Annotated in this window: 19 protein-coding genes; 12 read left to right on the forward strand and 7 right to left on the reverse strand. The window is 58.0% G+C overall.

All coding sequences use genetic code 11. The annotated features are described in order from the left end of the window. Positions 1–9: 9 nt before the first annotated feature. The 3 genes from AC0V6Q_RS05955 (at position 10) to AC0V6Q_RS05965 (ending at position 1,871) form a co-directional block, all read left to right on the forward strand. Positions 10–618, forward strand: a complete 609-nt coding sequence (locus tag AC0V6Q_RS05955; RefSeq protein WP_486167488.1) for a class I SAM-dependent methyltransferase — start codon at positions 10–12, stop codon at positions 616–618. Next, positions 615–1,265: an MOSC domain-containing protein gene (locus AC0V6Q_RS05960; protein WP_486167489.1), complete on the forward strand. Its 651-nt coding sequence runs from the start codon at positions 615–617 to the stop codon at positions 1,263–1,265. The genes AC0V6Q_RS05955 and AC0V6Q_RS05960 overlap by 4 nt, the downstream gene beginning before the upstream one ends. 156 nt (positions 1,266–1,421) lie before the next feature. Further along, positions 1,422–1,871, forward strand: a complete 450-nt coding sequence (locus AC0V6Q_RS05965; RefSeq protein ID WP_486167490.1) for a glycine zipper 2TM domain-containing protein — start codon at positions 1,422–1,424, stop codon at positions 1,869–1,871. Between the two features lie 48 nt (positions 1,872–1,919). On the opposite strand, the gene AC0V6Q_RS05970 is transcribed toward AC0V6Q_RS05965, so the two are convergent. Beyond that, complete coding sequence (locus tag AC0V6Q_RS05970; protein ID WP_486167491.1) at positions 1,920–2,759, reverse strand: PhzF family phenazine biosynthesis protein; 840 nt, start codon at positions 2,757–2,759, stop codon at positions 1,920–1,922. A gap of 83 nt (positions 2,760–2,842) precedes the next feature. Between AC0V6Q_RS05970 and AC0V6Q_RS05975 the strand changes: the two genes are divergently transcribed. Genes AC0V6Q_RS05975 through AC0V6Q_RS05985 form a run of 3 tightly spaced genes read left to right on the forward strand, consistent with a single transcriptional unit; the run spans position 2,843 to position 5,020 of the window. Next, a complete protein-coding gene (locus tag AC0V6Q_RS05975; RefSeq protein ID WP_486169264.1) occupies positions 2,843–3,604 on the forward strand; it encodes an SDR family oxidoreductase in 762 nt (253 codons plus the stop codon). Next, positions 3,601–4,278: a cytochrome b/b6 domain-containing protein gene (locus AC0V6Q_RS05980; protein WP_486167492.1), complete on the forward strand. Its 678-nt coding sequence runs from the start codon at positions 3,601–3,603 to the stop codon at positions 4,276–4,278. Before AC0V6Q_RS05975 ends, AC0V6Q_RS05980 begins: the two co-directional genes overlap by 4 nt. Continuing rightward, positions 4,271–5,020 (forward strand): molybdopterin-dependent oxidoreductase, encoded by a 750-nt coding sequence (locus tag AC0V6Q_RS05985; RefSeq protein ID WP_486167493.1) that lies wholly within the window; start codon positions 4,271–4,273, stop codon positions 5,018–5,020. Before AC0V6Q_RS05980 ends, AC0V6Q_RS05985 begins: the two co-directional genes overlap by 8 nt. A gap of 6 nt (positions 5,021–5,026) precedes the next feature. Here the strand turns inward: AC0V6Q_RS05985 and AC0V6Q_RS05990 are convergent, their stop codons facing one another. Next, positions 5,027–5,464 (reverse strand): DUF1801 domain-containing protein, encoded by a 438-nt coding sequence (locus AC0V6Q_RS05990; protein ID WP_486167494.1) that lies wholly within the window; start codon positions 5,462–5,464, stop codon positions 5,027–5,029. 49 nt (positions 5,465–5,513) lie between these two features. On the opposite strand from AC0V6Q_RS05990, the gene AC0V6Q_RS05995 reads away from it, so the two are divergent. Then, a complete protein-coding gene (locus AC0V6Q_RS05995) occupies positions 5,514–6,899 on the forward strand; it encodes a class I SAM-dependent methyltransferase (protein ID WP_486167495.1) in 1,386 nt (461 codons plus the stop codon). 112 nt (positions 6,900–7,011) lie between these two features. Next, positions 7,012–8,259, forward strand: coding sequence for a class I SAM-dependent methyltransferase (locus tag AC0V6Q_RS06000; protein WP_486167496.1), 1,248 nt, complete (start codon positions 7,012–7,014; stop codon positions 8,257–8,259). A 7-nt stretch (positions 8,260–8,266) separates the two neighbouring features. Here the strand turns inward: AC0V6Q_RS06000 and AC0V6Q_RS06005 are convergent, their stop codons facing one another. Further along, positions 8,267–9,616 carry an acyltransferase family protein gene (locus tag AC0V6Q_RS06005; protein ID WP_486169265.1) on the reverse strand — a complete coding sequence of 450 codons (1,350 nt, stop codon included), beginning with the start codon at positions 9,614–9,616 and terminating at the stop codon, positions 8,267–8,269. Positions 9,617–9,768: 152 nt separating this feature from the next. Between AC0V6Q_RS06005 and AC0V6Q_RS06010 the strand changes: the two genes are divergently transcribed. Further along, positions 9,769–10,983 carry an argininosuccinate synthase gene (locus AC0V6Q_RS06010; protein WP_486167497.1) on the forward strand — a complete coding sequence of 405 codons (1,215 nt, stop codon included), beginning with the start codon at positions 9,769–9,771 and terminating at the stop codon, positions 10,981–10,983. Positions 10,984–11,979: 996 nt separating this feature from the next. Beyond that, positions 11,980–12,618, forward strand: a complete 639-nt coding sequence (locus AC0V6Q_RS06015; protein ID WP_486167498.1) for a septal ring lytic transglycosylase RlpA family protein — start codon at positions 11,980–11,982, stop codon at positions 12,616–12,618. Positions 12,619–12,634: 16 nt separating this feature from the next. Here the strand turns inward: AC0V6Q_RS06015 and AC0V6Q_RS06020 are convergent, their stop codons facing one another. Further along, on the reverse strand, positions 12,635–13,021 hold the full coding sequence (locus AC0V6Q_RS06020; protein ID WP_486167499.1) for a hypothetical protein: 387 nt from the start codon (positions 13,019–13,021) through the stop codon (positions 12,635–12,637). A 168-nt stretch (positions 13,022–13,189) separates the two neighbouring features. Between AC0V6Q_RS06020 and AC0V6Q_RS06025 the strand changes: the two genes are divergently transcribed. Next, the gene (locus tag AC0V6Q_RS06025) at positions 13,190–13,819 is read left to right on the forward strand and encodes a hypothetical protein (protein ID WP_486167500.1); all 630 of its coding nucleotides are present in this window, start codon (positions 13,190–13,192) and stop codon (positions 13,817–13,819) included. Positions 13,820–13,908: 89 nt separating this feature from the next. On the opposite strand, the gene AC0V6Q_RS06030 is transcribed toward AC0V6Q_RS06025, so the two are convergent. Continuing rightward, positions 13,909–14,415 carry a hypothetical protein gene (locus tag AC0V6Q_RS06030; protein WP_486167501.1) on the reverse strand — a complete coding sequence of 169 codons (507 nt, stop codon included), beginning with the start codon at positions 14,413–14,415 and terminating at the stop codon, positions 13,909–13,911. A gap of 508 nt (positions 14,416–14,923) precedes the next feature. Between AC0V6Q_RS06030 and AC0V6Q_RS06035 the strand changes: the two genes are divergently transcribed. Next, on the forward strand, positions 14,924–16,081 hold the full coding sequence (locus AC0V6Q_RS06035) for a hypothetical protein (protein ID WP_486167502.1): 1,158 nt from the start codon (positions 14,924–14,926) through the stop codon (positions 16,079–16,081). A 277-nt stretch (positions 16,082–16,358) separates the two neighbouring features. Here the strand turns inward: AC0V6Q_RS06035 and AC0V6Q_RS06040 are convergent, their stop codons facing one another. Beyond that, positions 16,359–16,823, reverse strand: coding sequence for a CHRD domain-containing protein (locus tag AC0V6Q_RS06040; protein ID WP_486167503.1), 465 nt, complete (start codon positions 16,821–16,823; stop codon positions 16,359–16,361). Positions 16,824–16,943: 120 nt separating this feature from the next. Beyond that, a complete protein-coding gene (gene uvrA, locus AC0V6Q_RS06045; protein WP_486167504.1) occupies positions 16,944–19,883 on the reverse strand; it encodes an excinuclease ABC subunit UvrA in 2,940 nt (979 codons plus the stop codon). Positions 19,884–19,945: the final 62 nt, after the last annotated feature.

Here is a 19,945-nt window from a genome sequence, read left to right on the forward strand (position 1 = left end):
CATTATCCAATGCCAGAAATAGATCCTGCCACTTATGACTTCTACCAGTCGCAGGCGCCGCATTTTTCTTTGAGCAGCGCCGCCGCGCATTCGCGCCATCTGGACGGGTTTCTTGATCGCCTGCCCAAGCATGCGCGCGTGTTAGAGCTTGGATGTGGCGCAGGCCGTGATGCTGCGCGCATCAAAGAGCGTGGCTTTACCCTAGATGCAACCGACGGCATTCCGGCAATGGTTGCCAAAGCCAATGAACGCCACGACGTCGATGCGCGTTTGTTGCCTTTCGATCAGCTAGAGGCACGCGGCGAATATCATGCGGTGTGGGCCCACGCCTGCCTGCTTCATTGCCCGCGCGCAGAGCTCCCTAATGTTTTGGCGCGCATTCACCGCGCCCTGAGGCCCGGAGGATATCATTATGCGAGCTACAAATTGGGCGATGGAGACGCCAAAAGTGACGGACGCGACTTGCTTGGCCGATTGCACAATTTTCCCTCGTCAGATTGGCTGATCCAGACCTATGATGAAGCCGGGTTTGAGCGCGTTGACAGCGAGGTCTTCGCAGGCGAAGGCAGCGATGGAACACAGCGCGACTGGTTGGCCATCACGGTGAGGAAGATTTGAAACGCACGCTCGAAGCAATCTGCACCGGCACCGCCCGCCCCTTTAACGACGCAGAACTGAGCGCCTTTATAAAACGCCCGCGCGTGGGGCCCGTTCAGATCCTTGAAGAGGGCCTTGCCCCTGATGAACAGGCCGACTGCAAGAACCACGGCGGGCCGGATATGGCGGTGCATCTCTATCCGCTGGCGCACCACGATTTCTGGCGCGAGAAACTCGGCGCGATTGATCTGCTAAATGAGCCGGGCGCATTCGGGTCAAACCTTAGCGTGGATGACCTCATCGAAACACAAGTCCATATTGGCGACCGCTTCCGACTTGGCACGGCGCTGCTGGAAGTCAGCCAGCCGCGCAAACCGTGTTGGAAGATCGAGCACCGCTTTGGCCAGCACTGCAATTCCAAAGGCATGGTGGCGACTATCGTTAAAACCGCCCGCTGCGGATGGTATTTTCGGGTGCTGGAAATGGGTGAGGCCGAGGCGGGCGATATCCTTGAACGTGTAGCCATCGGTCACGAGCACTGGGATATTGCACGCGCGTCTCTGGCCCTGCACGCCGGGAAAGGGACCGCAGAGGATTATGCCGAGCTTGCCGCGATGGAGGCATTGTCGGTTAAGGAGCGGAAGAGGGCAAAGGCCAAACTCTCCTGATTTGGTCGCACCTGAACTTCACGCACACACCATTTGGTCGCAGGCGGCAATCGCTTCGTCTCTTAAACGGAACTCCAACGTGCCGTTCATCTGGCGTTCGCCTTTGATGAACGAAATACCGATTCACGCCCATGAGGGGCTTGAAAGGAAACGCCGATGAAAACTGTTGCTATGATTGCCATGACAGGCTCACTTGCCGCTTTGAGCGTGCCCGCACAGGCCGCCGAGATTGCTCCTGCATCCACCGCTTCACTGATCGATATGAGCCTGACATCTCACTATGCGGATGATGACTGGGACGATGATGATCGCGATTACCGTCGGGGTCGTGGATATTACAACGACCGCATCTATGACCGCCGCGGGCGTTACCGTGAACCGCGCCGCCTTCGCAGCCGTGACCGTGTTTGGAGGGGCCGCGATGGCCGGTATTATTGCGAGCGCGATAATGGAACGACCGGTCTTGTTATCGGCGCAGGCGTTGGAGCGCTTCTTGGCCGCACGATCGACACACGCGGCGACCGCACCGTAGGCACGCTGCTTGGCGGCGCACTGGGAGCGGTCTTGGGCCGGGAACTTGACCGCGGCGATGTTCGCTGCCGCTAATCGCACTCAGCATGACACAATGGGACGTTCGCTCAGGCGTTAAGGCACTCAGGCGAGCGTCCCTTTTTTGCTTACAATATGGCACCGTCCTCCGATCCAGATATCGCCGTTTGCATGCTGCTCGCAAAGCACCAGCCCGTTCGCGCCGATCTTTCGCCCCTGCCCTGCACGGTATGAACCCGCTGCAAGGCCGGTGCCAAACAAATGGATCGCGACGCCCGCATTGAAGCTGCCCGTGACCGGGTCTTCAGTGAGGTGTTCGTGAGTGTCGGCAAAAAATGCTCGCAATTCCCAATCGCGTTCAAATCCGGTCTCATGGGGGCCAGCGATTCCAATATCAGTGCCAAGCGGAGCCTTGGATGCAGGGTTTGCGGCGAGTACATCTGCGGCGGATTTCAAGCGCAAAAGCTGCCATTTGGGGCCATTCACCACATGCACCGCCTCGACCAGTGACGCTTCGTCAATGCCCGTCGTGGCAATCGCAAAGGCACGCTCATCATCGGTTAGCGGTTCGTATTTCAGAAGACTGGGCGCTTTGAAGGCAAGGTTGTCGCCATCCACGCGCACTTCGACAAGGCCAATTCCGCACTGCTGCACCACGGTTCCTTCGCGAGCCGGTTTCCCGCCCGCGGCAAGCCATGAATGGCACGATCCCAAGGTCGGATGCCCCGCAAAAGGAAGCTCACCGCCGGGATAGAAAATGCGCACACGGTAATCCGCCTCGGGCGCTGTGGGTGGCAGCAGAAAAGTTGTCTCCGAAAAGCCGAGCCAATTGGTGTAGGCCTGCATTTCCTCTGTGCTAAGGTTATCCCCTCCTTGCACAACACCAAGCGGGTTGCCCGACAAAGGCCCATCACAAAACACATCGACCAGATCGCAGGTTGGCAACTTTCTCTCCTCTTCTTCGTATTGCCTCATGTGGCACCGGAACGCCGCTAGGCAAGACGAGAATTTTCTGCTCCATGACGATTATGCAAAAGCCAGCCGTTCTGATCACCGGAAGCGCGACGCGCATAGGCGCCGAAATCGCGAAAGGGTTCGCGTTGGCAGGCTGGCATGTGGTGATCCATCACCTCACCTCGCATGATGAGGCAGAGGCTCTGGCCGCCTCCTTGCCCTCTGCTGAAACTGTTTCATGCGATCTCAGCGACGAGACGGCAGCGACCGCGATGATCGAAGACCTCGCCGCGCATCTTCCCAAGTTTCGGTGCCTTGTGAATTCAGCATCGGTTTTTCACTATGACAGTGCAACTAAACCCGACGCCGATACGAACCGGCAAGCAATGCAAGTGAACGCGCTGACCCCTGCCCTGATGACGCGGGCCTTTCTCGACATCGCGAAAGGTGATGCGCCTTTATGCGCGATCCAGGTGACCGATATGAAGATCGAGAATCCTAATCCCGATTTCTTCAGCTACACCATGTCGAAGCACGCGCTTGCTTCAACGATTGAGATGTTTGCGATGGAAGCAGGCGACACGGCGCGCATCTATGGCATTGCTCCGGGAGCGATTTTGGCAAGCCATGACCAGACCGAGGATGAGACCGAAACCTCGCACCGCCTCAATCTGCTGGGCCGAAAAACGGGCGCGGATGAGATTGTGGATGCAGCGCTGTTCCTGAGCACAGGCACCCTTAAGAGCGGCTCCACACTCCTCATCGACAGCGGCCAGCACCTGCTCTCCCAGCCGCGCGATGTGATCTATCTGGCGCGTGAGCGGCAGCAGGCATGAAGCGTCACGCTCTCACGACCCGGCTTTGGCATTGGGTGAATGCAGTGGCTTTCATTGTGCTGTTTATGTCCGGCCTCAATATCTCCAACGCGCACCGGTTCTTGTACTGGGGCGATTATGGCTTTGATCCCGCAGACGCATGGCTAGTGGTTCAACGCTTCCCTGCATGGATGACCATCCCTCAGCGCTATGACCTTGCCGAAAGCCGCGATTGGCATAATTTTTCTGCTTGGGTATTTGCGCTGGGCCTGCTTATCATGTGGGTGATGAGCCTTATCAACCGGCATTTTGCCCGCGATATTGCGACCACGATAAGCGATTGGAGTCCTCGCAATTGGCTCACCGCGATTAAAGAACATGCGCGCCCTGGTGCACATGGTGACCGCTCGTACAATGCGGTTCAGAAGATCGCTTATGGTCTTGTCCTTGGAGTGGGCCTTCCCATGATGATCGCGACCGGCCTTGCGATTAGTCCGGGCTTTGAGGTTGTTGCCCCGTGGCTGGTGGATATTCTGGGCGGCCGTCAAAGCGCGCGGTCACTGCACTTCCTGTTTGCCTGGGGTCTTGCGGGATTTGTAGCTGTCCACTTGGCTATGGTCCTGTGGTCAGGGCCGCTCACACAGATCACCCGAATGATCACCGGCGGGAAACGCTCAGGAGAGACTAATGCCTGATATCAGACGCCGCTCTTTGCTTGCCGGCATTGCTGCTTTGCCTGCTGCTGGCTGCACTCAGCTTGCCGATAGCAAGCCGGTAAGCGACCTGTTCGACGCCGCCGAAGATTGGCACCGCAAAGCCCACCGCACACTTGCCTCTCGCCAGGCACTTGCGCCCGAATATGCGCCCGATGAACGCTCCCCCGACATCAAGGGCAATGGCACGGTGCGGATTGATGATGCGAGTTACCGCGAGCATTTTTCGCAAGGCTTTGCCGATTGGCAGCTTCAGGTGCGCGGATTGGTCGAAAACCCGCTCGCGCTCTCGATGGCCGACCTTAAAGCCCTGCCCCAGCGCACGCAGATCACCCGCCATGACTGCGTCGAAGGATGGAGCGCAATTGCGGAGTGGAAGGGACCGGTGCTCTCCGACCTGCTCGACGCGGCGAAGGTTAGCGGGAAGGCGAACTTCATCGTCTTTCGCTGCGCCGATGTCCTGTATGGCCGCGACTATTACGAGAGCGTCGATATGGTCGATGCCTATCACCCGCAGACAATCATCGCGCATGAGCTTAACGGAGAACCCCTGCCCGAGAAAAACGGTGCGCCGCTGCGTGTGCGGATCGAGCGGCAATTGGGGTACAAACACGCCAAATATCTGACCGCGATTGAGGCGGTAGAGAGCTTTGGTGACATCTACGGCGGCAAAGGCGGCTTTTGGGAAGATATCGGCGATTATCAGTGGTATGCGGGAATCTGAGTGCGCTTACTCGGGATACTTCCGGTTCATCGCCTCCCAACACTCACCGATAATCTCTTCCAGAACGGCCAGATCAATATCGGCGAGCTTGTTCACATAAACACATGACGCCCCAGTTTTGTGCTTACCCATTTTCTTGAGAAGTCCGTCGACCTTCTTGCCTGTCGCCTCATCGCAATACCGGCCCATGAAATAGAGCGAATGCTTCGCCTTGCGCGGTGAAAAGCCTGACCGGCACATATTGCCTTCGCGCCCGCTTTCGTATTTGTAGTGATAACTGCCATAGCCAATGATCGAGGGGCCCCACATCTGTGGTGCCTCGCCCGTCACCTTACGAAATACCGCATCAAGCACCTTGGCATCTTCGCGTTTTGATTGAGGCTCCACCGCCTCGATATACTCCTCGACCGATACCGCTGTAGGCTTTGTCTTTGCGTCTGACATTGCATCCCCTCCCCATCCAACATTCATTCGATGATTGACAGAATAACACATGGCGCGCCACACCGTCACGGGGATTGAGCAGAAGGGGACTGCACAAGATATGTGGCTACTCGATAAATTCTTGGGCAAAGCGATCAAGCACGGGAAGCTGATCGTCACGGATTACGACGGGACAGAGCACTCCTATGGCCCCGGAGGAGAGTACGACCCGCTTGTCGGGGGACGCGCCGGGCCAATCCGGATCACGCTGACGAACAAGAAGGCCGCCAATCACATTGTCCGCTATCCGCAAATGGGCGCAGGCGAAGCGTTCATGTGGGGCTGGCTGGTAGTCGAAGAGCCCCATGACATCCGCGACATGATCCTGTTCGTGACCATGAATGCGAAGCGTTTGGGCGAAAATTCCCTCAAGGCCAAAGGCCCGCTGCGCAAGGCGATGCAGAAGATGAAAGCGGCCGTCGATGGCATAAATTTGCGCGGTTCAGCCAGAGCCAATGCCGAACACACATACAACCTCACCCGCGAATTGTACGAACGCTTCCTCGATGAAGATCGCCAATACACCATGGCCTATTACCGCGAGGATGATCCAACACAAACAAGCCTTGAACAGGCGCAGATGGACAAGAAGGCGCATCTTGCCGCCAAGATGTTCCTGAAACGACCAGAGGACAATGGCGGCAAGCCTATGCGCGTGCTCGATATCGGCTGTGGCTGGGGCGGTTTCGCGCTTTATCTCAATAAGATGTATGATTGCGAAGTGCTCGGCGTGGCGCTTGCTCCTGACCAGATCGCCTTTTCCAATGAGCGAGCCAAAGAGCTTGGCGTTGACGATAAGGTCAAGTTTGAGCTGTGCGATTACCGCGATGTTGAAGGGCAGTTTGACCGGATCTCATCCGTCGGTCTGCTCGAACACGTGGGCACCATCCACTACCCGCAATTCTTTGAGCATACCAACCGATTGCTCAAGAACGATGGCGTGATGATTTCACACTGCTGCGGCCGCAGCGGCGAGCCCGGATACACCGATGCCTGGACCCGCAAATACATCTTCCCGGGCGGCTATATCCCTGCCCTTTCCGAGCTGGTCACCGAGAGCGAGAAGAATGGGTGGCAGGTGATGGATGTCGAAGCCATGCGCTTCCACTACAGCCACACGCTTCAGGAATGGTACAACCGCACGGTCATGCATCGGCAAGAGATCTCCGAGATGTATGACGAAGTCTTCTACCGCATGTGGCTGTTCTATCTTGCAGGCGCAGAGCAATCATTCCGCAACGGCACTATGGTTAATTGGCAGCTGCAATATGTGAAGGATCGCAACGCCATCCCCATGACACGCGAGTATCTCGAGAAGGAAAGCGCCAAACTGCGGGCACGCGGCGACATCCCCAGCTGGCGGTTTGATCCCGAGATTAAGGAAGCCGCAGAGTAACCGCTTGCCGCAAGCCATCTGTCGCTGGTCCGACATAGACTTCGCAAAGCTTGCTTGATGCCTCCAATGTTCTCACGGTAACCTTTCAGAAGAGGGAGCCGAATGGGAGACCATGAGCAAGAGACTTTTCGAAACTTTTCTGAAAAAGGGCGTTAAACAAGGTAGGCTTGGCGTGGTGTTTGCCGATGGCAGCTCTTCTGTGTACGGAGAGCCTGCTAACGGCTTTCCAGAAATCGTTGTGCGAATGGCAGACGATAAGGTGCCGCGCGACATCATCATGGACCCGCGCATTGGTGCCGCAGAAGCCTTCATGGACGGACGCCTTATCATCGAAGAAGGCGATGTGATGGAGCTCGTCACATTGTTGCGGGCGAACAACAAGTGGGAAAAAGGCGGAAACATCTCCCGGCCAAAGCTTTCGCGCAAACTCATAAACAAAGCCGCATTCGCCTTTGAGCAGGTGAACAGTGCGATTGGGTCGAAGGACAATGTCGCGCACCACTATGACATCGGGAACGATCTCTATGCCTTGATGCTGGATGATGAGCATTGGCAGTATTCCTGCGCCTACTGGCCGAATGACGATATGACCCTGGGCGAAGCACAGACGGCGAAGCTGGCTCATATTGCGGCCAAACTGGCGCTTGAACCGGGGCAAAAAGTGCTGGACATCGGTTGTGGCTGGGGCGGCATGGCTATCTTCCTTGCCAAGCACCACGATGTGCATGTGACCGGCATCACCCTGTCAGAGGAACAAGCGACCCTCGCCCGCGAACGGGTTGAGGACGCTGGCGTTGCGGACAAGGTCTCGATCGAACTCGTCGACTACCGCGACTTTGCAAAGGCTGGCCGCAAATTTGACCGCCTCGTCTCTGTCGGCATGTTTGAACACGTCGGCAAAGCGCAGTTTGAAACCTTCTTCCAAGCGTGCGCCAACCTGCTTACCGACCAAGGCGTGATGCTGCTGCACACGATTGGGCGTATGGGCTCACCGGGGATGACCGATGCGTTCACGCGCAAGTACATCTTCCCCGGCGGCTATATCCCTTCGCTTTCCGAGACGATGATGGCGAGCGAGAAATATCGATTGATGGCAAGCGACATCGAGATTTTGCGCGTCCACTATGCCAAGACCATACGCCAATGGTACGCCAACTGCATGACGCACCGCGACGCGATCATCGCGATGTATGATGAGCGCTTCTTCAAAATGTGGACCTTCTATCTTGCAGGCGCCGCGACCGTGTTTGAGTACGGCGGCATGTGCAATTTCCAGATCCAATACACACGTGACCGGCACGCTCTCCCGCTCACACGGGACTATATTGGCGAAACAGAAAAGGCCCTTCTTGGCGGTTGAAGGCGGCCTAGGCCGCTTTCTCCCGCCGCCGCGCGATGAATTCATAGACCGGACCAAACCCCAGCAGCGCTGCTCCCACAAATGGGGCGGCCACCACCCAGATCCTGAGCCCCGTAATCCCCTCAGGGCTCGCGATGGTGATGCCTGCTGTGCAGCCAAGTCCGATGCAGATCAGCAGCACGCCTGCCACCACCCGCGCGCGTGGCACTGTGCGGCCACCTCTGATCGGCCTGAAAGTGCGCTCATGCTTTGCAAAAACGCCGATGAAGGGCAGCAAGGCTGCGATGTAGATACCAAGCCACAAAGGCCTGCTCGTCCACCATTCACCGGTGCCCGGCACGCTGTCCAACCCGATCCCGCCAAGCGCGATCCACACGAATGTCATCACCAGCACAAAGGCGGTGAGGTGCCACAGGAAGACGGTCATAATCATGCCGTTCATCAACACTGTCGCGGTCCAGACACCGACTTTATCCAGCATCCGGCGGCCTGCAGGCTCCAGCGCGAGCACCAGGCCCACCTGCACCACACCCAGCGCCAGAAGCGCAAAAGTCGGGGGCAGCGAGTTGGAGAACCCGTCGGGCGCTGACACCATTGAAACCGGATAAAACCCGTAAACGGTGACAGAAATCAGAACACCAAGACCAATCGCAAACCACGCTATGGCGGACAGGCGGCTATCGAACTTCCCGTCCTTCCACGCAAAACCCAGCTGGTGGATCGCAAGGAACACCCACAGGAAATTGGTGAAGCTGATGTAAGGCACGCCGTGCTCAAACCGCAGCCAATCGACCATCGCCGTGACAGGAATAAGAACCGCAAAACTGAGCCACCCAAAGCGCTTCCACGCCTTCATGGCAAGCGGCGTGCAGGCCGTGACCAACAGGTAAACCGCCAGGAACCACACCGGGATAAGCGCCGCTTCGGTTGCCATGCGGATTTGAACACGGGGAAAGCCCACTTGCGTGAGAACAACCGCGATCACCGCCCAGACCAACAAAACCGGAAAAGTTGGAGCAATCAGCCGCTGTACGCGCGCAGCCAGCCAATCGCGGTAAACGCCTCTCTGTCCGGGCTCAGCCTTTCGCAAAGTCCCCTCCCAGCTCACCGAATTGGAATAGCCGCCAACAAGGAAAAACACGGGCATCACTTGAAAGGCCCATGTAAGCCAATGCGTCCATTGCGATGTTTCGATAAGATCGCCGCGCTGCAACGCTCCGGCGTCATCAACATAGAGCCCCGCCATCAACCAATGGCCGAAAACCACAGCAAGAATGGATACAGCCCGAAGGAAATCGACCCAGCGATTGCGCTCTGGCGGCGTCATTTCCGCCATCTCGCGCGCTTTGTTCCACATCCCAAACACTGTGATCCCTCCTATCGTATCAGCTACAAAATATTGGTGGCCACCTGCCCCCTTGCAAGTTTAAGGGGCAATTCAACTGTGCATTGAGGGCGTGGTTTCCTTTAGAAAGCCGCTCTTGAAGATTGATGAATAAGGGCTCCTAAATGTCGGATATTAAACGCGTTGTGCTTGCATATTCCGGTGGTCTCGACACCTCTGTGATCGCCAAATGGCTGAGCGTAGAGCGCAGGCTTGAGGTGGTCACATTCACCGCTGACCTTGGCCAAGGCGAAGAAATTGAGCCTGCTCGCGATAAAGCACGCGTCATGGGTATTCCTGATAAGCACATCTTCATCGAGGACCTGCGCGAAGAGTTCGTGCGCGATTTCGTCTTCCCGATGATGCGCGCGAATGCCCGCTATGAAGGCGACTATCTGCTCGGCACTTCGATTGCGCGCCCGCTTATTTCCAAGCGTCTGGTCGAAATCGCGCATGAAACAGGCGCTGATGCCATCGCCCACGGTGCGACCGGCAAAGGCAATGACCAGGTTCGCTTTGAACTATCGGCCTATGCGCTTGACCCTTCGATCAACGTTATTGCGCCTTGGCGCGAGTGGGATTTGACCAGCCGCACCGCTCTCATCGCATGGGCTGAGAAGCACCAGATCAAGGTCCCAACCGACAAGCGCGGTGAAAGCCCGTTTTCGACCGATGCGAACCTTCTGCACACCTCGTCCGAGGGTAAAGTGCTCGAAGACCCGTGGAAAGAGACCCCCGATTACGTCTATTCGCGCACCGACCACCCAGAGCACGCGCCCGATACGCCAGAATATATCGAGATCGGTTTTGAGCGCGGCGACGGCGTATCCTTGAACGGCGCGGCGATGTCGCCTGCGACTTTGCTCACCGCTCTCAATGATCTTGGCCGCAAGCATGGTATTGGCCGCTTGGACCTTGTCGAAAACCGCTTTGTCGGGATGAAGTCGCGCGGGATGTATGAGACACCGGGCGGCGAAATCTACGCCGTCGCTCACCGCGGGATTGAACAGATCACCCTCGACCGTGGCGCAGCGCACCTCAAAGACGAGCTGATGCCCAAATACGCAGAGCTGATCTACAACGGCTTCTGGTTCGCGCCTGAGCGTGAGATGTTGCAGGCGGCCATCGACCTTTCCCAAGAGAAAGTGACCGGCACTGTTCGGCTCAAGCTTTACAAGGGCCTTGCCAGCGTCGTTGGCCGCAAATCGCCCAATTCACTCTATTCAGAGGCTCATGTGACCTTTGAGGACGACGCAGGCGCTTACGATCAACACGATGCAGAAGGCTTCATCAAACTGAACGCTCTACGCCTGAAGCTGCTGGCTCAACGCGACCGGTAGGAGCCTATCAGGCATATTCCAGACCGATTCGGAGTAGCCGCTTCGAGTCGGTTTGAACGTATTGCTTGGTTGGGTAACAAACTAAAAGCCTGCCTTTGCGAATAGAACCAACGCAGACTCTCTAATGGGCCAATAGTTCCTGCCCGAACCAAGTAAATGCGACGAACCGTTGAGTTGTCCACCTCAGTCCACAAGTGATCTGGGCAAAAGTGGATAAGTCGCTCTTGCGCACCTTGCGAAAAGGCCATTCGAGGCCCAATTTCAACTTGTCTTCGGGACGAAAACACTTCCGAAAGAGGGACCGCAAGGAAATGATTTCACGAAGGTTTTTCGAAACAAAGATACGGTAGCTGCTGTCCACGCAGCTCTTGAGAGACGCTATGCAAGAGACCTCGGTCAAAGGCAAGGCGGATCGTTTGAAAGAGAAGCGAAGCAAAGCAACCGTTCAAGGCTGTAGTAATGGCTGACAATAGCTGTTGGGTAAGAGCCCTCGGGCAATCACTTACCAGTGTTCGACTTGTCAAACCCAGGATTGCGGCCTCGGCTATGCCAAGCGGCATGCCTTAGCAAAGTGGAGGTTTCGGCCAAAACAGAGCGGAGGCGCCAATGCGAAGCAAAGTCGGATGCCGGCGCGAGCACCGGTGACGAACCGCGAAGCAAGGCGGCGACGAAAGTGGGAAACCTGCAAGGGTAGAACATGAAAGACGCTGCTGGACGCGGGTAAACTCCGGACGCCAAGTGCGCAGCGTAAAACATGGGAGGGAAGGCTTGCCGGACCAACCATGAAAGACGAGGCGCCCACGCGCAGGTGAGAGTGGGGTCGGCAGCAATGCCGGCCCCATTTGCACTTGTGGCTGGGAAAAAGATATTCCGCCGCGCAAGCAAAGTGTCGAAAGCGGGCCCGAACACCCCCAACACGCCAGAACGAGCCGTCCAAAAGGCCAATGGAATGGCCCAGATTGGCCATTTGCGTCATCTTTGTGTAATACGCCCGCGATGGGAGAGAATAGGGACCTCGGGCGAGCCTCGCGCCGCCAATACCGCTCAGCGCGCTCTATTGTACGCCCGCTCCCGGCTGGTGCATTGGTTGCCGGTTTGCTGATGGTTCCGTTTTCCTCTTTGCCTGCGCAAACAAATGAACTTGCCGCACAGTTCCGGTCTGTACCGGGCACAAACCCGACCTCCAATGGGACCGATACGTTCGCCCGTGCCTTTGCCGAGGTTATAGAGCCGATTGACCCGAACCTGGTCGATATCGACCTCGCCTTGCCAGACACAGCCGTGGATCTTGGCACCTTCGAAGCACCGCGCGAGATCGAACCAGAGGTCAGTGTCCTGCGCGATCTGGGGACCGGCGTTGCATCCTACTATGGCCGCCGCTTTCACGGCCGCCTCACCGCCAATGGTGAGCGGTTTAACATGAACGCGATGACGGCTGCCCACAAAACCCTGCCCTTTGGCACAAGGGTGCGGGTCACCAATACGCGCAACGGTCGTTCCGTCACAGTGCGCATCAACGATCGCGGCCCATTCATCCGCGGGCGCACAATCGACCTGTCCCGCGGCGCAGCGCAAGAGCTTGGCATGATTTCGCGTGGCCATGCGCGGGTCAAACTCGACGTCGTCTCCCCTTAGAGAACGCCAACCCGGATCAATTCCCCCAGTCCGAGGAACCGCCACCGGTGCCGCCCCAATCGTCTTCTCCATACGACGAACCATAGCTGCCTTGTGCATTCCAGGCAGCCTCTGCCTCATATGCCGAAACAACGGGTGCCATACACTGGCCATAGAACGCTTCGGCTTCGCTTTCGCTAAGCTCGAACTCACCACGCGCCTCAAGCGCTGCGCGCCCCTGGCGGTACATGCATTTGCACCCCGAACGGCTTTTGTGTGAGGGCAATCCTGCTTTCGCCAGCTCGTTTGTGCAAAAGGAGACGTACTCGCTCTCGCTTTTGAAACGCTGGTCCGGTCCGCCCGCCGCCATAATGCCGACAACGCCCACAACCACCAGCCCGATCGCGCCCCAATACCCGTTCATTTCCATTCCCCTCTTTCCGGTCCGCACAAAGCTACGATCAGGGCATTGAGTTTGCGTTAACTCAGCCGCGTCACCCTGCCCACGCCCCGCACCATCGCTTGACAAGCCACGCGCGGAGAGGAACGCTATTGCCCGTCGCTCGTACATTCAGCGAAAAGGGGCAAAAGCTTGGAAGGCTTCAACTTTCTACTAGAGGCGTTCATCCTCCTCATGGGCCTTGCCATGGCGCAGGTTCTGGGCGGCTTTGCCCGCGTCCTAAAGCTCAGAGCCCGCAGGCGAGCCGGCATCGACGACGCCAATGCCGTTCGCATCGGCCTTCTCACTCCGCTGCTTGGCCTGTTCGTCATCGTCGACCAATCGACCTTTTTCCTCCACATGTTCAGCTTTCGCGAGGTCATGCCCTTCAACGGCGGCACGGTGATGGGCATCCTCCTCACCATCGGCTGGTACTATCTGATCGCGGCCATGACCTTCCCGGACGAGCCCGGCCTCTGGCCCGATTTCGACGAGTGGTTCTGGCAGCAGAAACGCTTTGTCGTGGGCGGCGTTATCGGAGTGAACGTGCTCAGCTCCGCGGCCCAGTTCACTTTCATCACGGCAGAGCAGAACGCCAAGGCCATGGAATCGATGACCCCGCTAGCGGGCGTGGCGCAGCTGTTTGCCCTTGCCGCCCTGCCCATGATGATCTGGCTGTTCTTCAGCAAGAGCGCCCGCGTGTGCCAGTTCCTGCTGATCGGCATATTGCTGTGCACCGGCATTTTTGGCGCTCTCACTTTCACCACACAGCAACCCGGATAAGCTGCTGAAACGCCGCGATTAAACGCAACTTTTGACACACTTGACACACTGTTCAGGGCCAAAAAAGTCGCACCCCCCGCACGCGCGCCCTATTCCGCCGCCAATTCGCCCTGCTCCGGTGCCCATTCACCGCGCTCCGGCGCATCACCCAGCACCTCCAGCTGCCGGTCAAAGCCATAGGTCGCCTCCACCACCCGCCGGTCCTGCTCCAGCCGGTCCAGCCGCCCCAAGTGTGCCAGCAGCAGGCGCAAATCGTAGCGCGTGCGCGTCGCCACCTCTTCGCCGTGGTAAAAGACGGTCTCCTGCGTCCCGTTAAGCGCGCGGTCGGCCAGCACCTCTTCGACCTGCGGGCGCGCGCACAAAAGCGCTGCATCCCACAATTCGGAGAACAACAGGCACTCGCGCCGCATCCGGTACGCGGCCGAGCGCGACACCCCCACCGCCCGAGCCGCCTCCCGCACATTCCCCCACTGCGCCAGCACCCGCAAAAACTGCGCCTGAAGCTTGCGCGGAAAGCCCTTGCTGGTGGGAAGCTGCTCGCGGGGCTGCGCTAGGACGGGGGAGAAGTTTTGTGCGCGGTCGGACGTATGAGGCATGGGGGCGGCTCCGGCTGGGGATTTTGGAGCCGGGGTATTTACGCGCATTGCGCGGTGTAGGAAAACTCGAAGGTCGGGTGCCATTTGCGCGGCCCGCCATGCTACCCCCTCGTCCGTCATGCTACGCCCTCGTCCGTCATCCTGAACTTGTTTCAGGATAACCCCATCAACCGAGCACCAAGGGGACACGGTTATCCTGAAACAAGTTCAGGATGACGAATATATCAGTGCCGAGCCCCGAAGCTCCGTTCGTCCTGAGCCTGTCGAAGGACGCGCGCCCACAGAAGTCACATTGGCCCGAAGGACAGCCACCAAGCCAAGCCCACCCCCAACCTCTCCCGCTTGCGGGAGGGGAGCGAGACTTCGCGAGCCGCTAGGTGAGCGTTAGTCGCAGCGGGTGGACTGCGAAAATCTCACGTGAAACGTAGTTTCCAAACTCCGCCGTGTAGAAAGACACTTGAAGCCGGCGGGGCCTCTTTTAGGCCTTAAGCGACATTGGAGATCAACAATGACCGCTTGCCTTTTGATAACACCTAGCCAAGTTCCGACGCTCTTATCCGATATCGTCGTGACGTATGGCGATAGAGAAAAGGTTAAGCGACCCATTCGGTCGAGGCTAGGCGCCTCCACCACCGACGCTTACATGCACGCTAGAAAGCTAGCCATCGTCTCTGAACGAACATGCGTAACCGCAGCTGGCAATGCGTCGGAAATTGCTCGTTTTCTTGACGATTTAAGCGGTAACATCAACGCGTTTGAGATGCAGAAAAGACCTGCCCGTGAAATCTCAAAGCTAGCCAATTCGTATTCCGGCATTCAGGTCCTCGCGTCATTCGCAATGCAAACACCGGGAGGCATCGCTGAGAACCACGCATTTCATGTTGGAGCGAACGTAGGTGAGGGAAGGTCAATACACCACAAAAGCGATACATTTGGGATGGTGAAGGTCGCTGGCTCAGGTGGAAGCGCCCTGCACAAGCTTGTTTCGAATTACGAAGAACCCGCAAAAAGGAACGTCGAAATCACTCGAGCTCAACTGCGACAAAGGGCCCTAGCTGAGTATCCGCATTTGAACGACGCAGAGACTGAATACTTGGTTCAGCTAGAATGCGCGACCAACCTATCCCTAGCTGTTTGCGAAGGCATAACGACGCAGTATCTTGTTAAAGAACTTAATGACCTAGAACGGCCGGGGCATGGCGGGTTCTTTGAGTACGCAATGTTTGACCCATTTCGAGAGCGATGGCGCTTCCGGCCCTCCGCTGTTTATTGCACATTCAAACTTGAGAAAGGAGCTGACGGCGAGCTTGCAACAATCTCACAGATCGGGCCAGTAATCATTTATAAGTCGTCGCCCGAGGTCGGATTTATCAACGTAGTCACAAACACCAATTCTGTGTTTCATATCTGCAAACCACCGAACAAACGACTTCTTGAGACCTCAATCGAGAACCCCTTCGTTGCCCCTTGGAAACCCGAGAGGGTTGTCTTCACGTTCGTAACGGAAAATCAAAATGGGCACCTATCGTTTCTTGCAAGTCGCGTCCTAAATCCGAATGAATTGAAATTCGCGACCTACGTATACGATGAGACAGGCTTTCAATTCGGCGTTGACATGGATTGGCTCAATGCGATGTTCAGAATCACTAATCCTGCGTCACCCTGAACTTGTTTCAGGGTCCATCTCAGGCTCAGAGCTCAGTTTTCGCGATGGATGCTGAAAGAAGTTCAGCATGACGGGGAGGCTCTCCCACCCCCTACTTCCCCCGCTCCAACATCGGCGCCAGATACTGCCCGGTAAAGTTGCGCGGCTCTTTCGCGACCACTTCGGGCGTGCCAGCGGCTACGATCTCGCCGCCGCGCATGCCCGCAGCGGCCGGGCGGCGCCCAGCCCGCTCATCGCGCGCTGGGTGCCTCCATAGCTTTACAAAAAACGCCCTGGTTCAGTCTCCGAGTTGACCGCGGATTGCGCCAGCCGGAATGCTCGCGGTGTGGACGTTGACATAGTAATCGCTCTCGTTCTTGGCGATGTCAGCGAGCAAGTCGCCGTCAACCTCGACGCACAGGTCCTCGTCATCGGGGTTGTCGAGCTGAAGGACCACCACAGGCGGGCCGTTCTTGCCTTTCTTGCCCTTGTGCACATGGGCGGCGGTCACATCGTCGAGACCTTCGATATCGAGGAAATAGCACAATGTGCCAGCATCCGTGTCGATCTCGCCGGTGAAGTCACCGCTTGCATCTTTGCCGGCGCCTTCATGTCCGACTTCATTCTCGCCGAACATGGTCGTGCTGATCATGATCGTCTCGTCCTGCGCGAGCAGCGGCGAGGCTGCCATCGCGGTTATTCCAACGCCAAATACAAGGCCCGCCAACCCGGCGCGCCCTGAGAGACATTTCACGTTATTCATTGTCCTTACTCCAATAAAGGAGCGCTCTAAATACGCCTTCCCGGTGAGTCGCAAAAGCGGATTCTGCGCCGGGATCGGGGGCGCGGTTGAAGGGTTGAGTGCGCGGGGGAATGCGGCGGGTTACTCCGCCGCTTCCTTCCCCCGCTCCAACATTGGCGCCAGATACTGCCCGGTAAAGCTGCGCGGCTCTTTTGCGACCACCTCGGGCGTGCCAGCGGCTACGATCTCGCCGCCGCGCACTCCGCCTTCGGGGCCGAGGTCGAGGATCCAGTCGGCGGTTTTGATCACGTCGAGATTGTGCTCGATCACCACCACGCTATTGCCCTGCTCGACCAGGCGGTGGAGCACCTCTAGGAGCTTGCGCACATCCTCAAAGTGGAGGCCGGTCGTCGGCTCGTCGAGGATATACAAGGTCTTGCCGGTCGAACGCTTGGCCAGTTCCTTGGCGAGCTTCACCCGCTGCGCCTCTCCGCCTGATAGCGTGGTCGCCTGCTGGCCGACCTTCACATAGCCCAGCCCCACCTCGCACAGCATCGCCATCTTGTCGCGGATGGGGGGGACGGCTTTGAAGAATTCGGTCGCGTCCTCAACCGTCATATCGAGCACATCGGCGATGGAGAGGCCTTTGAACTTTACCTCCAAAGTCTCACGATTGTAACGCTTTCCGCCGCATTCCTCGCAGGTGACGTAAACGTCGGGGAGGAAGTGCATCTCGATCTTGCGCACGCCGTCGCCCTGGCACGCCTCGCACCGCCCGCCTTTGACGTTGAAGGAGAAGCGCCCCGGCTTGTACCCGCGCGCTTTGGATTCAGGCAGGCCTGCGAACCAGTCGCGGATCTGGGTGAATGCGCCGGTGTAGGTCGCAGGGTTGGAGCGCGGGGTGCGGCCGATGGGGGATTGGTCGATCTCGATCACCTTGTCGCAGTGGTCGAGGCCGGTGACCTTGTCGTGCTTGCCAGCGATAATGCGCGCGCCGTTGAGGGTCCGTGCAGCAGCCGCGTATAGCGTGTCGATGGTGAAGGACGACTTGCCCGAGCCCGACACGCCGGTGATGCAGGTGAAGGTGCCAAGCGGGATGCTGGCGGTCACGTCTTGCAGATTGTTGGCGCTCGCCCCGTGGACGGTGATGGAGAGGCCGTTGCCCTTGCGACGCGTCGACGGCACCGCAATCTCGCGCCTGCCGGTCAGATAGTCTGCGGTGAGCGACTTTTTGGATTTCATGATTTGTTTGAGCGTGCCTTGCGCAACGATCTCGCCCCCGCGAACCCCTGCGCCCGGGCCAATGTCGACGATATGGTCGGCGGTGCGGATCGCATCCTCGTCATGCTCGACCACGATCACGGTGTTACCGAGGTCACGCAGGCGTTTGAGCGTTTCCAGCAGCCGGTCATTGTCGCGCTGGTGGAGCCCGATGGAGGGCTCGTCGAGGACGTAGAGTACGCCGCTAAGCCCGCTGCCGATTTGACTGGCGAGGCGAATGCGTTGGCTCTCCCCACCCGATAGCGTGCCACTGGTGCGGTCGAGGTTGAGGTAGTCGAGGCCGACGTTGTCGAGGAAGCCCAGCCGCTCGTTGATCTCTTTGAGGATCGGCTTGGCGATCTGGCTTTGTTGATCGGAAAGGTGATTGTCGAGGTCAAGGAACCAAGCCTTGGCATCCGATACGCTCATACGCACAGGTTCGGCGATATCGGTGGGGCCATTCGCACTGGGGATGCGCACGGCGAGCGATTTTTCATTGAGGCGTTTGCCACCGCAAGCCTCACACGGCTGGGATGTCTGGAACTTGGAAAGCTCCTCCTGCATCCATGCGCTTTCGGTCTGGGCCAGCCGGCGGTTGAGATTGCCGATCACGCCTTCGAACGCCTTGTTGACGGTGTATTCCTTGCGCCCGTCCTTGAAGGTCAGCGGGACCGGCATCCCGCCTGTTCCATGAAGGATGATGAGCTTCTGGTCGGGCTCCAGATCGCGCCACGGCGTGGTGATGGTGAAGTCATACGCCTTCGCGAGGCTGGTCAGCACCTGCATATAGTAAGGCGATGGCGGGTTGCTCTTCGCCCACGGAGCCACCGCGCCCTGTTTCAAGGTCAGCCCTTCATTGGGGATCACCAGCTGCGGGTCGAACAGCTGCTTTTCACCGATGCCATCGCAGGTGGGACAGGCCCCTTGAGGCGAGTTGAAGGAGAACAGGCGCGGTTCGATCTCCTCGATGGTGAAACCGCTGACGGGACAGGCGAATTTCTCTGAAAATACGATGCGGTTGGCAGGGATGCCTGCCCCTTTCATCGCTCCCCCAGAGACGTCCTCATCCTCGCGCCCTGGTACCACGCCATCGGCAAGGTCGAAATAGGCAAGGCCATCGGCCAGCTTCAGAGCCGTTTCAAAAGAATCCGCCAGCCGCGTCTGCAAGCTGCCGTCACCCTTGGCCTTCACCGCGATCCGGTCGACCACCACCTCGATGTCATGCTTGAATTTCTTGTCGAGCGCGGGCGCTTCTTCAATTGCATAAAGCTCGCCGTCGATCCGCACACGGGTAAAGCCCGCCTTCTGCCATTCGGCCAGCTCCTTGCGATATTCGCCCTTGCGGCCGCGAACCACCGGCGCAAGCAAATAGGCGCGCGTCCCCTCTGGCAATTCCATCACCCGGTCGACCATCTGGCTGACCGACTGCGCAGAGATCGGCTTTCCCGTGGCAGGCGAGTAAGGCACGCCCACTCTCGCCCACAAAAGCCGCATGTAGTCGTAAATCTCGGTGACCGTCGCGACGGTCGAGCGCGGGTTGCGGCTGGTGGTCTTTTGCTCAATCGAGATCGCTGGCGAGAGCCCGTCGATATGCTCGACATCGGGCTTCTGCATCATCTCAAGGAACTGGCGCGCATAGGCCGACAGGCTTTCGACATAACGCCGCTGCCCCTCGGCATAGATCGTATCGAACGCGAGCGAAGACTTGCCCGAGCCCGACAACCCCGTGACCACGATCAACGCATCGCGCGGCAGGTCAATATCGATACCTTTAAGATTGTGCTCGCGCGCACCGCGAACGGAGATTTTTGTAAGAGACATTGAATATCCAATTGGGGGCGGTTCGCGCCTATGTCCAGTGAGAACGCAAGCGGCAACGCTGG

The sequence above is a fragment of the Erythrobacter sp. S227 genome, assembly GCF_057364925.1.